General features: G+C 70.7%; 9 protein-coding genes. 3 read left to right on the top strand and 6 right to left on the bottom strand.

What is annotated here, in order from left to right; genetic code table 11:
* Window positions 1–12: 12 nt before the first annotated feature.
* Together D3869_RS13575 and D3869_RS13570 are read right to left on the bottom strand one after the other, a co-directional pair.
* Complete coding sequence (locus tag D3869_RS13575) at window positions 13–3,378, bottom strand: PAS domain-containing protein (protein ID WP_137140452.1); 3,366 nt, start codon at window positions 3,376–3,378, stop codon at window positions 13–15.
* A gap of 58 nt (window positions 3,379–3,436) precedes the next feature.
* Window positions 3,437–3,724 carry a hypothetical protein gene (locus D3869_RS13570; RefSeq protein ID WP_137140451.1) on the bottom strand — a complete coding sequence of 96 codons (288 nt, stop codon included), beginning with the start codon at window positions 3,722–3,724 and terminating at the stop codon, window positions 3,437–3,439.
* 230 nt (window positions 3,725–3,954) lie between these two features.
* Between D3869_RS13570 and D3869_RS13565 the strand changes: the two genes are divergently transcribed.
* Window positions 3,955–5,421, top strand: a complete 1,467-nt coding sequence (locus D3869_RS13565; protein ID WP_137140450.1) for an FAD/NAD(P)-binding protein — start codon at window positions 3,955–3,957, stop codon at window positions 5,419–5,421.
* Between the two features lie 19 nt (window positions 5,422–5,440).
* On the opposite strand, the gene D3869_RS13560 is transcribed toward D3869_RS13565, so the two are convergent.
* Window positions 5,441–5,932: a cupin domain-containing protein gene (locus D3869_RS13560; RefSeq protein WP_137140449.1), complete on the bottom strand. Its 492-nt coding sequence runs from the start codon at window positions 5,930–5,932 to the stop codon at window positions 5,441–5,443.
* Between the two features lie 155 nt (window positions 5,933–6,087).
* On the opposite strand from D3869_RS13560, the gene D3869_RS13555 reads away from it, so the two are divergent.
* Both D3869_RS13555 and D3869_RS13550 read left to right on the top strand, forming a co-directional pair.
* Window positions 6,088–6,747 carry a dienelactone hydrolase family protein gene (locus tag D3869_RS13555; protein WP_137140448.1) on the top strand — a complete coding sequence of 220 codons (660 nt, stop codon included), beginning with the start codon at window positions 6,088–6,090 and terminating at the stop codon, window positions 6,745–6,747.
* A gap of 76 nt (window positions 6,748–6,823) precedes the next feature.
* Entirely contained in the window at window positions 6,824–7,696 is an 873-nt protein-coding gene (locus D3869_RS13550) for an alpha/beta hydrolase (RefSeq protein WP_137140447.1), read from the top strand.
* Between the two features lie 19 nt (window positions 7,697–7,715).
* Here D3869_RS13550 and D3869_RS13545 read toward each other — a convergent pair whose 3' ends face one another.
* The 3 genes from D3869_RS13545 to D3869_RS13535 form a co-directional block, all read right to left on the bottom strand.
* Complete coding sequence (locus D3869_RS13545; RefSeq protein WP_137140446.1) at window positions 7,716–9,401, bottom strand: methyl-accepting chemotaxis protein; 1,686 nt, start codon at window positions 9,399–9,401, stop codon at window positions 7,716–7,718.
* A gap of 232 nt (window positions 9,402–9,633) precedes the next feature.
* Window positions 9,634–11,523, bottom strand: coding sequence for a response regulator (locus D3869_RS13540; protein WP_137140445.1), 1,890 nt, complete (start codon window positions 11,521–11,523; stop codon window positions 9,634–9,636).
* Window positions 11,524–11,537: 14 nt separating this feature from the next.
* A complete protein-coding gene (locus tag D3869_RS13535; protein WP_247895647.1) occupies window positions 11,538–14,036 on the bottom strand; it encodes a hybrid sensor histidine kinase/response regulator in 2,499 nt (832 codons plus the stop codon).
* Window positions 14,037–14,125: the final 89 nt, after the last annotated feature.

The following is a 14,125-nucleotide window of genomic DNA, read 5'->3' as shown; positions in this document are numbered from 1 at the left end:
GCAGCGCGGGCCTCACGCCGGCATGGCCTTCAACTGCTGGTCCACCGCCGCGGCCAGTTCACGGGGCGTGACCGGCTTGTGGATCACCGTCAAGCCGTGGGCGGTGGCGTCCAGCAGGCAGTCGGGCCCCGTCTCTCCGGTCAGGATCACCCCCGGAACCCCGGCGCCGTAACGCTCCCGCACGCGCAGGATGACCTCGGTCCCGATCCGCCCCTCGCGCAGCCGGTAATCGGCGATGACGATGTCGGGAACGCGGGTCTGGGCCGACAGCCGTTCCATGGCCTGGTCGGCGCTGCCCGCCGCCAGCACGGCATACCCCCATTCCGTCAGGATCAGCTGAAGGCCCATCAGCACGATGGCGTCGTCGTCGACCAGAACGGCGAGGCGGCCCTGCCCCATCCCCGGCGCAGTGCTCGCCGCGCCCGCGGCGGCAACCACCGCCGTTTCGCCCATCGGCACCAGCACCCGGAAGGCCGAGCCCTTGCCCACCGCGGAACGCACCTCCACCGGATGGTCGAGCAGCCGCGACAGGCGCCGCACGATGGCAAGGCCGAGGCCAAGGCCCTGGTTGCGGTCCCGCTCCGGGTTGCCGACCTGATGAAACTCCTCGAAGATCCGCTCCATATGGTCGTCGGGGATGCCCATGCCGGTGTCCTGGATGACAATCGACAGGAAGCGCCCGTCCGGCCGGCACTGCACCCGCACCAGACCGCTGTCGGTGTAGCGGATGGCGTTCTCGACCAGGTTGCGCAGCAGCCGGCCGAGCAGCGTGCGGTCGCTGCGCACCCGCCCGGCGGCGACCTCGACCTGCCAGCCGATGCCCTTGCCGGCGGCGACCGGCGCGTAGGCGGCCCGGATCGGGTCCAGCACCTCCCCCACGTCGAAATCCTCGAACACCGGCGTCACCACCCCGGCGTCGAGGCGCGACACGTCGAGCAGGCTGTCCAGCAGACCCTTCAGCGCGTCCAGCCCCTGCTCCAGATGAGTCAGGATCTTGGTGCCCGCGGGAGTTCCGACATGGGCCGACAGGGCGGCGGTGAAGAAGAACAGCGACTGGAGCGGCTGGCGCAGGTCGTGGCTGGCCGCCGCCAGGAACTTTGACTTGGCGAGGTTGGCGCGCTCCGCCTCGTCGCGGGCGGCGCGCAGTTCGGCCTCCATCGCCTTGCGCTCGGTGATGTCCTCGGCGACGGTGATGCGATAGGCCGGCTCCGTGCCGGTGATGCGGGCGAGCGACGAGGTCACCCGCACCCACACCGCTCCGCCGTCCTTGCGGCGGTAGCGCTTCTCCATGGCGTAGCTGGCCAGTTCACCGGACAGCAGCCGCTCGATCTGCTGCTCCTCCGCCGGCAGATCCGCCGGGTCGGTGATGTCGCGGTAGGTCCGCCGCAGCAACTCCTCCCGCGGGTAGCCGACGATGTCGCAGATCTTGGCGTTGACGTCGAGGAGGCGGCCATCCAATCCCACCCGCTCGATGCCCACCGCGGCCAGTTCGAAGACCGACCGGAAGCGTTCGTCGCTCTGGCGGCGCGCGGTTTCGGCCCGCCGCAGGTCGGTGACCTCCATCACCACGGCGCCGACCGCCGCGACCTCCATCCCCTCATGGACCGGGAACAGGGCGGTCAGCCAGTGGCGCGTCACGCCGGGTTCCCTGGGCGTCTCGCCGACGATCTCCCGGTAGGGGATCGGCTCCCCGGTGTCGAACACCCGGTCGATCAGCGGTTCGACGCTGGCGCCCACGACGGGAATCAGGTCCGCCAGCGTACGCCCCATGTGGGCTTCGGCCAGGATGCCGTTGCAATCCGCCAACTGCTCGTTGATGCGGATGTAGCGCCGCGCGCGGTCGAAGAAGGCGAAGCCGACCGGCGCGTTCTGCAGCAGGCTGTTCAATTGCGCCAGCAGAGCGTTCTTTTCCCGGTTGGCGGAATTCAGCGCCGCCTCCCCCCACTTGCGGGCGGTGGTGTCCTGGAAGAAGACGGCCAGCCCGTCCGGCGACGGAAAGGCGCGCACGGCGAACCAAGCCTCGAAAGCCGTGCAGTACTCCTCGAACTCGACGGGCGTCTGGTCCCGCATGGCGCGGCGGTAGTTCTCGCCGAAGGCGCTGGCGGACACCTCCGGAAAGACGTCCCACAGTTCCTGGCCGACCAGCTCACGCCCCCCGGCGATCAGCGTCCGGGCGCGCTCGTTCACGAAGGTGATGCGCCACTGGCGGTCCACCTCGAACACGCCGTCGGTGATGCTGCCCAGCACGGCGGCCGTCTTGTGGGCCAGCGCGTTGGCCTGCTCGCGGATCTGCTGCTGGCGGGACAGCTCCTCGGCCATGCCGTCGAAGGCGCGGGCCAGCGTGCCGAGTTCGGACGACTGGTCGGCCACGCCGCTGCGCGCCGTGAGGTCGCCGCCCTTCCAGCGCTCCGCCGTCGCGACCAGCGCCGCCACCGGCCGCCGCAGGAACCGGCTGGCGCCCCACCAGACGGTGAACAGCGTCAGCAGCAGCACGGTGGCGATGCCCGTCATCGCCTGAATCATCGCGCCGCGGATCGGCCCCAGCGCCTCGCCCTTGTCCAGGCAGACGACGACCCCGATGCCGTCCATGCTCTGGCCGGTCGGCTGATAGGCGACGATGCGCGGCCGCCCGTCCAGCCCGGTCACCTCGGCAACGCCGGGAGCGTCACGGGAGAGCAGCGCGATGACGGACGGGGACAGCATCCCGCCGCCATCCAGGTGGTTCGGTGCCGTCTGATTTGGCGCCGTCTGACTCGGCAGCGGCGGCATCTGGGCGACCACCCGGCCGCGTCGGTCCACCAGGGTGATCCGCGCGTCGGCGGGCAGTGGCCGCTTCGACAGGAAATCGGCGATCCAGGAGATGTCGGTCATCGCCGTCACCACGCCGGCCGCCCGGCCTTCCGCGTCCCGGAAGGCCAGCGCGACGGGCATGACGGAGCGGCCGTCGGTCCGCCCGAAGACATGCTCGCCCAGCGTCATCCGGCCGCTGTCCAGCGCGTCGCGGAAATAGTCGTGGTCGGCGATGGAAATCCCCAACCTGGCGCGATCGGTCGCGCAGCGCACCACCCCGTCCAGCCCGGCGATCACGATGCCCAGATGGCCGGGGTAGGACGCGCGCAGGTCGTCCATCAGCGCCTGGCACGCGGGGGAGCCGGGCGCGCGCGCCGGGTCGGCCTTCACCAGCGTGGTCAGCACCTGCCGCAGCCCGTCGATCATGCGGTGCTGCTCCGCCTCGAACAGGGCGGCGAGGTGCAGGGCGTCCCGCCCAACCTCCGCCTCCCGCGCGGCGCGCAGGGCCAGTTCGTTCTTCACCTCGATGACGGCCGCTGGAATCATCGCCACGAGGACGAGCAGCAACAGGCGGTGAAGAAGGCTCATGCAAGGCGGCTTTCAGAAAATGGTGCCGTGTGACGGTGCGCGTGGCCCGACCGTTCCGTCAACGGGTGCGCGCGGCCTTCCAGGCGCCGGAGCGTTCGGCGCCGGCGGCGATGCGGCGGTCGGCGATCTCCGCTTCCTCCACCTCGGCGATCCCGGCGTGCTTCAGAGCGCGCAGGAGGACGCTGCGGACCGTCGTTCCCTCCTCCTCGGCGCGACGGCGGACGGCGCGCTTGACGCTCTGCGGCACCATGGCGGCCAGCTGAACGTCGGGCTCGCGGCGGTCCGACGGCGCCGGGTTGGCGTTGCACGGGATGGTGTGGGCGGGTCGGAGGGGGTGGTCGCGCATCGGTCCTGCCGTACATGGTTCGAAGGTGCGAAACCATCCCCGGTTATAGTTAATTTCTTGTTAACCATAAATACCCAAGCGGTACCAGGGGTTTATTCTACGCCGGAATAGCGGTTGACCTGTGCAACACTGCACCGAAGAGTGGCCGGCTGGAGCATCCGGCGCAGGATCATCCCCCCGGCACCGGATCACCGCCCCCTTCGCACGGCCAGAGCAGAGGAGCGACGACGTTGTCAGCACGCCCTTCGAAACGCCGCATCGCCATCATCGGGGCCGGCTTCACCGGCAGCGTCCTCGCCGCGCACCTGATGCGCTGCGCCGATGAGCCGACCAGCCTGCACCTGATCGAACGCACGCCCAGCGTCGGCGCCGGGCTCGCCTACTCCACGCCCAACGCCGCGCATCTGCTGAACGTGCGCGCCTACAACATGAGCGCCTATCCGGACGACCCGCGGCATTTCCTGCGCTGGCTGTGGGCGCAGGACGAAGAGGCACAAGAGGAGGGTGCCGGGGCGGTGCCGCCCAGCGGCCATGCCTTCGTCTCCCGCGCCCGCTACGGCGCCTACATCCAGGACGTCCTGCGGGAGGCCGTGGCCGCCGCCCCGCCCCACGTCTCGCTCACCGTGTCGCAGGCGGAGGCGGTGGACATCGCGTCCGACGCGCGGGGCACCCGGCTGCGGCTGGGCAGCGGGACCAGCCTGTCGGTGGACACGGCGGTTCTCTGCGTCGGCAACTTCGCCCCCTCGCCGCCGCCGGTCCCGGCGCCGGAGGTCTACGCCTCCAGCCGCTACGTGGCCTCCCCCTGGGACTGGCCGGCGCTGGCCACGATCGCCCCCGACGCGCCCGTGCTGATCCTGGGCACCGGGCTGACCATGGTGGACACCGTCCTGTCGCTGGAGGACCAGGGGCACCGCGGCCCCATCCTCGCCCTGTCGCGCCGCGGCCTGCTGCCGCAGACGCATCAGGAAACGCGGCCCTTCAAGAGCTTCATCCATCCCCAGGTGATGCCGCGCACCGTGCTCGACGTCATGATCGCCCTGAAGGCCGACGTCCGCCGCGCGCGGGAGACGGGATTCGACTGGCGGTCGGCCTTCGACGCGCTGCGCCCCTACCATCATTTGATCTGGAGTCACCTGCCGCTGGAGGAGCGACGGCGCTTCCTGCGCCATGTCCGCCCCTATTGGGAGGTCCATCGCCACCGCATCGCGCCGGAGGTGGCGGCCCGCATCGCCGCCCTCTGCGCGAATGGGCGGCTGACCATCCGCGCCGGCCGCCTTCAGACGCTGAACCTCGTGCCGAACGGGGTGGAGGCGACCGTCCGCGCCCGCGGGGCGGAGGGAACCGTCTGGACCCGCACCGTGGGCACCATCATCAACGCCACCGGCACCGAGTGCGACTTTGGCCGGATCGGCCATCCGCTGGTGAAGGCTCTGCTGACCCGCGGTCTGGCGCGGCCCGACCCGCTGCGGCTGGGGCTCGACGTCACCATGGACGGCGCCCTGATCGGCGAGGATGGTCGGGTGTCGGACCGGCTGTTCGCGCTCGGCCCGGTCAGCCGGCCGCCCTTCTGGGAGATGACCGCGGTGCCCGAACTGCGCAGCCAATGCGCCCAGGCCGCCCGGCACATCACCCGGTTGCGGCGGTCCGTCTATCCACTGGCGGAGCCGGCGTTTCTCAGCGCGCGGGCGGTGCCCTGAGCGGATGGGAGACCCCCGCTCACCAGGGTGTGCCGTCCCGGTGCGTGAAGAGGTCCGTCACGCTGTCGTAGCGCAGGTCCTCGTCCGGGTAATGCGCCTCGTCCCCGGCGGTGCGGTCGCCGACCTCCAGATAGGTCGCCGGCTCGTCGGTGCGGTTGACGAGCTGGTGCCCGTCGGGCCTTCCGGCCGGGAAACCGGCGCACATGCCGGGGCGCAGGACCGTCTCGCCGGCGTCGGTGACCAGGGTCAGCTCGCCCTCCAGCACATAGACGAACTCATCCTGGCGGGTGTGCCAGTGCCGCAGGGCGGAGGCGGCGCCCGGCTCCAGCCGGGTCAGGTTGACGCCGAAGTTGGTGATTCCCAGCGGGTTGCCCAGCCGCTTGCGCAGGCGCCCGGCGACCGCCGCGCGGAACGGCTCCGGGTAGTCGGTGGCGCCGAGCTTCGCCCCGACGGCGGCGGGGTCGAGGACTGGAACGGTGAGCGGCGCGTTGGTCGGGGCTTCGTCTGACAAAGGTGGGTCTCCCTTCACCGGGGAACGATACCGATCTGTGGATTCGGTCCGGGATCATCACTGTAGGCCATCGGGCACAGACCGACCATCCGGCCTGTTAAGCCACCGGCCGGGCACCTCACCGGGGCAAGGCCCAACGAAAGGGGGAAAGGCGCATGGAGACGACGCTCTACATTCCACCGCTCGGCCTTGCGGGGCAACTCGGCGTGCCCGCCAAGTTTGAGTCCACCGGTTTCGCGGCGGCGGTGATCTTCGCCCATGGCACCTCCAGCGGACGGATGAGCCCGCGCAACGTCCGCGTCGCCGCGCGATTGCGCGAAGCCGGATTCGCCACGTTGCTGATGGACCTGCTGACCGAGGCGGAGAAAGCCGACCCGGCCAACCAGTTCGACGTCCACCGCCAGTCCGAGCGCCTGCTGCTGGCCGTCCGCCACCTGCGCGCGACCACCGCGGTGGAGCGCAAGCCCGTCGGCTTCTTCGGCGCCGGGTCCGGGGCGGCATCGGCCCTGATCGCGGCCGGGCGTGCCGCGGAGCATGATGGAATCGGCGCCGTGGTCTGCCGCGGCGGGCGGCCCGATCTGGCGGGGGAGTGGCTGAACGCCGTCGCCGCCCCCACCCTGCTGGTGGTCGGCGGCAAGGACGCCCCGGCGCTGGACCTGAACAACGACGCCTTCACCCGGCTGCATTGCACCAAGGCGCTGGAGGTCGTGCCGGGGGCCGGCCGCCTGTTCGAAGAGACGGGGAAGCTCGATCAGGTGGCCGATTCCGCGCGGTCCTGGTTCGCCACGCATCTGCTCAAGGCTGCCAACGGCTGAGCGCGGGTCGACAGCGGGAGCGATGCGGGCTACCTCTGGTTTCCCACCGCACCGCAGCATCCGGATCGGACCGCCCATGCCCCAACTCGAAATCCTCAGCCGTCGCCCTGCGGGACCGGTGAAGCCCGTGCCCCTGCTGTTCGTCCACGGCGCCTTCTGTGGCGGCTGGATCTGGGACGAGCATTTCCTGCCCTGGTTCGCCGAGCAGGGGTGGGAGGCGCACGCCGTGTCCCTGCGCGGCCATGGCGCCAGCGAGGGGCGGGAGCGGCTGAACAGCTTTGGCATCGCCGACTATGTGGATGATGTTTTGAGCGCGGTGGACGCCTGTTCGGCGATGCCGGTGCTGATCGGCCATTCCATGGGCGGCATGGTGGTGCAACGCGCCTTGATCCGCCGCCGCTTCCCGGGGGCGGTCCTGATGGCCTCCGCCCCGCCGCACGGCCTGCTGGAGTCCTCGATGCGGCTGGCCTGGAGCGACCCCTACGTGTTCCAGCAGATGGGCAGGCTGATGACCTTCTCCAACGGCATCGAGGCGGAGGCGGTGCGCCGCGCCATGTTCTCCGACCGGGTGCCGCTGGAACTGGCCAAGCGCTACGAGCCGCTGATGCAGGAGGAGTCGCAGCGCGTGCTGCTCGACATCGGCGGCTGGATCCCCTTCCCGCTCCTGCCGGCCCGCGGCGCCCGCGTCGCCGTGCTGGGCGCGGAGGAGGATCGGCTGATCCCCAGGGACCAGGTCGAGGCCACCGCCCGCGCCTTCCGGACGGAGCCGGTGTTCTTCCCGGAGATGGGGCACAGCATGATGCTCGAACCCGGCTGGGAAGCGGTCGCCCGCCACGTGGCTGACTGGGTGGAGACGACTGTTCTGGAAAAGCCGGGGCAGGAGAAGCCGGGGCCGAAGACAACGGCGCCGGCGGGTCCGGACCCCGAGGTGCGCGCCGCCGCCGACTGAGGGCGCGGCGCGCCTCCGGTCACTGCGTGCGCAGGGTCCGCAGGAAGCCGCCGATCTCGCCGTTCAGGGTCTCCGACTGCTGGGCCAGCTGCCGGGATGCCTCCAGCACGGCGTAGGCCATCTTCCCGCACTGCCCGGCGGCGGCCGTGACGCCGGAAATGTCGCGCGCCACGTCGCGCGTGACGTCGGCGGCCTGCTGCACGTTGCGGCTGATCGCCTGGGTCGCCGCGCCCTGCTCCTCCACCGCCGAGGCGATGATCGTGGCGATGCCGTTCACCTGCTCGATCACGCGCGCCACCCCGCCGATCTCCGCCACCGCCTCGCCGGTCGCGGACTGGACGCCGGCGACTTGGGTGGCGATCTCCTCGGTGGCGCGGGCGGTCTGGCTGGCGAGGCTCTTCACCTCGCCGGCGACCACCGCGAAGCCCTTGCCGGCCTCGCCCGCGCGGGCCGCCTCGATGGTCGCGTTCAGCGCCAGCAGGTTGGTCTGGGCGGCGATGTCGTTGATCAGGCTGACCACGGTGCCGATCCGCCCGACCGCCTCGGCCAGCCCGGTCACCTTGCCGGTGGCGCGTTCCGACGCGGTGGCGGCGTCGCGTGCGATCCGCGAGGCGTCGGCGACCCGGCGGCTGATCTCCCCCACCGAGCCGGACAACTGCTCCGTGGCCACCGCGACCGTCTGCACGTTGGCCGAGGTCTGCTCCGTCGCCGACGCCACGGCACCGGCCAGCCGGTCGGTCTGACCGGCGGCGCGGGTCATCTCCTGGGCCTCGCGCTCCATCGCCTCGGTTTCGTGCGACACCGACTTCATCACCTCGCCGACGCTCCGCTCGAACCGTTCGGCGAGGCCGGCGAGGGTGCGGCGCTTGTCCTCCTCCGAGCGGCGCAGCGCGGCGGCCTGATCGGCTTCCAGGCGCTTCTTCTCCTCGGCGTTGCTCAGGAACACGCGGGCGGCGCTGGCCATGGCGCCGATCTCGTCGCGGCGGGTCGCCTCGGGAAAGGCGACGGAAAGGTCGCCGTCCGCCAGGGCGTGCATGCGGACGCTGAGGCTGCGGATCGTGGCGCTGAGCCGCACCCCGACCAGCGCGATCAGTCCAACCGCCGGCACCGCCAGAAGACCGGCCACCGCCAGAACCGTCCACAGCGTGCCCAGGAAGGCGCCGCGGATGTCGTCGATGAAGACGCCCGTCCCGATGTAGATGCCCCAGGGCTGGAAGGTCTTGATGTAGGACAGCTTCGCCGCCGTCTCGTCGCTGTTCGGGGCGACGTTCCAGAAATAGCCGTAGGTGCCTTCACCCGAACCCTTGGCGATCCGCGCCATGTCCATCAGGATCGGCGCCCCCTTGGTGTCCTTCACGCCGGACACATCCTGCCCCATCATCTTCGGGCTGGGATGGGCGAAGCCGAAGCCGTCCAGGGTGATCGCGAACAGATACTCCTGTCCGCCATAGCGCATGCCCAGGAGCGACCGTTTGAAGCGGGCCTGCGCCTCCTCCCGCGTGATCCGACCGGCGGCGGCCTCCGCCTCGTAAGCGGCGGCCATGCTGTGGGCGGCCTCGACCATGAAGCGCAGGGACTGGACGCGGTCGGCGTGCATGCGCTGGTAATTCAGCCAGAGGCCGGCACCGACGATGGCCGCCGACGCGATGCTCGCCAGAGCCACCAATCCCCAGAGCTTCGAGCGGATGGACAAATTATCGAACATGACAACCCTTCCGACAAATCCGCGCCGACGGGCGGTGGCGCGCGGGCCGTTCCTTTGCCGGAATGCTATCGAAGCAATCGTGACTCATTTATTAATAGTTTTATTTAATCTCCCTCAAAGAAATTCAAACAATTTCAGAGCAACCATCGAGATTGTTTTGGTGTCGCAGCCCGAAAATAGATAACTCAAAGGAGACACAAAAGAATGCCGCAGCCAGCTTTGATTGCTCCGCTCAGGCGCCGGGCGCCGATTTCTGCGTCAGGACGAGAAAGACCTTTTCCTCGAGCTGCTCCGGGGTGAAGGGCTTGGCGATGTAGGCGCTGACGTTGTGGGCCAGCGCCCGCTCCACGGCCTTCAGCGTGGCGAGCGCGGTCACCATCAGGAAGGGCAGATCGCGCCGCACCTCGCGCACGCGGCGCAGCACGTCGAGACCGCTCGCCTTCGGCATCATCCAGTCGCAGACGATCAGGTCGTAGCTCCCGTCCCCGGCCAGCCGGAGCAGCGCCTCCTGGCCATCCGCCGCCGTGTCGATGTGGCCGATGCCGAGGTCGCGCAGCACCGATTCGACGAAGTGCCGCGGCCCGTCCTCGTCGTCGACGACCAGGACGCGGATGGCGCCGAGGTCGATGAAGGGCACGCCGATCACCCCCAGCGCCCCGCGCATCCAGGAGGCGCGGGCCGAGCGCTCCTTGCCGCCGGTGGCGCCCAGCAGGAAGGAGCGCACGAAGCGCGGCCGGTGCACCTGCCGGTACAGCGCCTTGGCGACCGCCGCCCGGCTCTTGCCGCGGCAAAAGGCGCCGTCGCCGGCCATCCGCACCATTTCCAGCACCGTGTCGGGGTTCGGCTCGTCCTTGCCCTGGAGGGGGCTCAGCAGGCGCTGGGTGCGGATGAAGGCGTTCTGGATTTCGTCGATCTGCCCGGCCATATGCTCGCGGGCGTCCTCGGCAAAGGCGCTGTCGAGCACGAGCTTCTGGACCTCGGCCAGCCCCTTCAGCTTCTCGGTCTTCTCCTTCCAGCAGTCGAGCAGGCGCCCGGCGAAATCGCGTCCATCGAAGAACTGGGTCAGATAGCCGTTCACCGCCCGCTCGGCGCTCGGCGACAGGGGCATCCTCTGGAGGACGAACAGGATGCGGAGCTTCTGCATCAGCGTCCGCCCCTTGGTGATCTCGGGCAGCGTGTCTTCGTTGACCAGCAGGGCGCTGCGCCGCTGGAGCGCCGCCTCCGTCCGGGCGCCGCCGAAATAGCCCTCCCCGGTGCGCAGCCGCTGCGACACCTGGCTCAGCGCCATGATCTCCCGCTGAACCGCCTCCACCCCGAACAGGTCGCCGGCGCTGGTGATGGTGAACCGGTCGGGCTTCGACAATTCGCGGCGCAGCGCGACGATCAGGCTGTCGCTCAGCACCGGCATGGCGGTGCGGCGCAGCAGAGCCTCAAGCCCACGGAAGACCGGCGGCGCCTCGTCGGACAGCGGCTTGTCCCCGGCGATCAGCGACACGATCATGTCCACCCGGTCGACGAAGGGCGCATCCATGGCGCAGGAGGCGGTGCCGGTGTCGCTGCGCAGGATCTCGCCGAGCAGCCGGTCGAGCGGCGCCAGCGCGTCGGCGTCCTCCAGGCCGTCCGCCAGTTCCAGCAGGAGCCGCGCCTTCTCGGCGAAGCTGCGGCCCTGGTACAGGTGGGTGGTCAGCGCCGCGTCGAGCATGAAGCGCCCGGTGAAGGCGTCGCGGGCGGCGATCAGCCGTTCGGCCGTGGCCGCGTAGCTGGCCGGCGTCAGGTCCGGCGGCTGGGCGTCCTTCAGCCGCTCGCGGGTCAGCCGCGCCACTTCGTTGACCAGGGCGGTCAGCGCGCCCTTGCGGTCCATTGCCCGTTCCGCCTGCTGCAGGATGGCGACGAAGGTCGGGATGTTCGACAGGCTCTGCTGGTGACGGGGGGAATGCAGAAGCTCGGTCGGGGTCAGCGCGTTCTCATCGAAATAGCGCTGGCAGTGCCGGCCGATGCCGTCGCGGCCCTGCGGGGTGTAGAAGTCGTCCGGGGTCCGGCAGACGGCGGCGTCGCCCCCACCGTCCGTGTCCGGGTCACGGCCGCTGTCCCGGCCGTCCGCGATGCTCTGGTCCGATGCCATGCGCTAACCCCGTCTCATTCGGCCAGCAATTCACGCACCGCCTCGATCAGGCGGTCCGGGGCCACTGGCTTCATGACGATCCGGCGGCCCGGCTGTGCCGTCATGTCCGCCGCCGTTTCATGGGACGCGTAGCCGGTCAGGAAGAGGATGCGCAGGTTGGGATTGCGCTCCGTCAGGGCGCGGCTCAGTTCCAGCCCGTTCATGCGGGGCATGGACATGTCGGACACCACGGCGTCGAACAGCCCGCCGCATTCGTCCCAGCGCTCCAGCGCGTCCAGCCCGTCCACCGCCTCGGTCACCGTGCAGCCGGCCTCCTCCAGCGCCAGACGGACATAGGTACGCACGGAATCCTCGTCGTCCACCAGCAGGATGGCGGCCCCCTCGTCCTCGCCCAGCCCCAGCCCGTCCACCAGCGAACCGGCCGGAACGGGAGCGGGGACGGCGGGCAGATGGATGGAGAAGACGCTGCCGCGCCCATCCGCTCCGGCCTCCATCTCGACCGCCCCGCCGGCCTGCCGGGCGGTGCCGTAGACCATCCACAGGCCGAGGCCGGTCCCCTTGCCCGGCTCCTTGGTGGTGAAGAAGGGCTCCCAGATGCGGTCGCGCACCGCCTCCGGCACGCCGCAGCCCTCGTCGATCACCCGGATCACGGCGTAGCGCCCGTGCGCCAGCGCGCCGTGCCGACCGAAGAAGCCGACGTCCGGCAGGACGCTGTCCAGCGCGATGGTCAGGCGCCCACCGTCGGGCATGGCGTCGCGGGCGTTGAGGGCGAGGTTCAGGATGGCCTGGTTCAGCATCACCGGGTTGGCGACGGCGTGGGCGTCCCCGTCGCCGATCCGGATGTCCAGGTCGATGCCGGCGCTCATCAGCGGCTTCAGGAAGACCTTCAGGTCGCGCACCAGCGGCGCCAGCGCCACCACCTCCGTCTCGTCGGACGGACGGCGGCGCGAGAAGTCGAGAAGTTGGGCGGTCAGCGCGGCGGCCCGGTCGGACGCCTTGGCGATCTCCCGCACGCAGGTGGTGACGCGCGCCGGATCGTCCGGCGCCCGCTCGGCCAGCCGGGCGAAGCCGCCGATGGCGGTCAGCATGTTGTTGAACTCGTGGGCGATGCCGCCGGCCATGCGGCCCACCGCCTCCATCTTCTGCGATTTCTGCAGCTCCGCCTCGGCGCGGCGGCGCTCGGTCACGTCGTTCAGCACCAGGAGAACCGCCGCCTCCCGCTGGTAGACCGCGGGGAAAGCGCCGATCTCGACATGACGCTGCTCGCCCGACGGGCGGGCGATCGCGCATTCCACCCGCTGGTGGTCGCCGTCCGCCCCGAGCCCCAGCCGCGAGGTCACCGTCTCCGCCTCGACGATGAAGCGGTTGAGGTCCAGCCCCTCCAGCCCGCCGCTGCCGTCCACCCCCAGGATGGACGCCGCCGCGGCGTTGCCGAAGCGGATGGCCCGGCGGTCCCAGAGGACGATGCCGTAGGGCGCCAGTTCGACCAGCTGGCGGTAGCGCTTCTCGCTCTCGCTGAGCGCGCTGACGGTGGCCTCCAGCCGCTCCGTCTGGCCGGCGAGCTGCTCCTCGCGCCGCTTCAGCTCGGTGATGTCCATCAGGATCTTCACGATGCCGCCGGAGCCGGTGGCGTGCTCGCTGATGCGGTACCAGCGCCCGTCGGACAGGCGGCCGTCCACCGGATCGGTGTGCAGCAGGTGGCGCTTCATCCGCTCGGCGATCCAGTCGGCCATCTCGCGGTCGTCGCCCTCGTACCCGCCGCGCTCGGCCGCGGCACGCAGGATGTCCTTGAAGGCGGTGCCGGGCACCAGCACGTCAGCCAGATTCGGATAGGCGCTGCGGTAACGCTCGTTGCAGAAGATCAGCCGGTCGTCCGGGCTGAACAGCACGAAGCCCTCGGAGATGCTGGACAGCGCATCGTGCACCACCGACTGCATGAAGCGCGCCTCGACCAGGGCCAGCGTCTCGGCGGTCGTCTCGATGCCGGTGCCGCGGTAGCCGGCGAACCGCCCGTCCGCGTCGGTGAAGGGCTGGGCGCTGATGCGGAAGACGCGGGTGTCGCCCGCCCCGTCGCGCAGCGTCACCTCCAGGTCGCGGAAGGCCCGCCCGGCCTCGATGTCGGCCAGATGGTCCAGCCAGGTGTCGGTGTCCTCGACCAGCGCGCCGAGGTCGAGCAGCGATTCGCCGAACACCGGGGCCGGGTCGCCGCCGAGGATCTCCGGCAGCCGTTCGGACACATAGGTGTAGCGGTGGTCGGGGGCGCTTTCCCAGAACCAGTCGGACGCGGCCTCGGCGAAGTCGCGGAAGCGCTGGCGGCTGGCCGCCAGCTCCTCGTTGGCGGCGCGCAGCAGGCGGGCGGAGCGGTCCAGGGCGGCCGCCGCGGCGCGGGCGCGGCGCACCGACAGCACGGCCAGCGCGGCCATCGCCAGCGTCATCACGCCAAGCGGCAGCATCAGCCGGTCGCGCCCCTCCTCCGGCATCATCACGGCCAGCAGGCCGGCGGCGCCGAGCATGAGGAACAGCAGGTCGGTCAGCCCGCCCGGCCCGCGGCGCGGCGCCGCGTCCCCGGCCGGCCGGACGGCACGGACATCAAGGTCGGTGT

It is taken from the genome of Azospirillum brasilense (assembly GCF_005222205.1).
In the GTDB taxonomy this organism is placed as follows: Bacteria; Pseudomonadota; Alphaproteobacteria; order Azospirillales; family Azospirillaceae; genus Azospirillum; species Azospirillum brasilense_G.
This window is presented reverse-complemented; position numbering and strand designations above follow the sequence as displayed.

Excerpts from the sequence above, each read along its gene's own strand:
- D3869_RS13540 (WP_137140445.1), bottom strand. The coding sequence starts at position 11,523 with ATGGCATCGGACCAGAGCATCGCGGACGGCCGGGACAGCGGCCGTGAC.
- D3869_RS13545 (WP_137140446.1), bottom strand. The coding sequence starts at position 9,401 with ATGTTCGATAATTTGTCCATCCGCTCGAAGCTCTGGGGATTGGTGGCT.
- D3869_RS13535 (WP_247895647.1), bottom strand. The coding sequence starts at position 14,036 with ATGCTCGGCGCCGCCGGCCTGCTGGCCGTGATGATGCCGGAGGAGGGG.
- D3869_RS13575 (WP_137140452.1), bottom strand. The coding sequence starts at position 3,378 with ATGAGCCTTCTTCACCGCCTGTTGCTGCTCGTCCTCGTGGCGATGATT.
- D3869_RS13555 (WP_137140448.1), top strand. The coding sequence starts at position 6,088 with ATGGAGACGACGCTCTACATTCCACCGCTCGGCCTTGCGGGGCAACTC.
- D3869_RS13550 (WP_137140447.1), top strand. The coding sequence starts at position 6,824 with ATGCCCCAACTCGAAATCCTCAGCCGTCGCCCTGCGGGACCGGTGAAG.
- D3869_RS13570 (WP_137140451.1), bottom strand. The coding sequence starts at position 3,724 with ATGCGCGACCACCCCCTCCGACCCGCCCACACCATCCCGTGCAACGCC.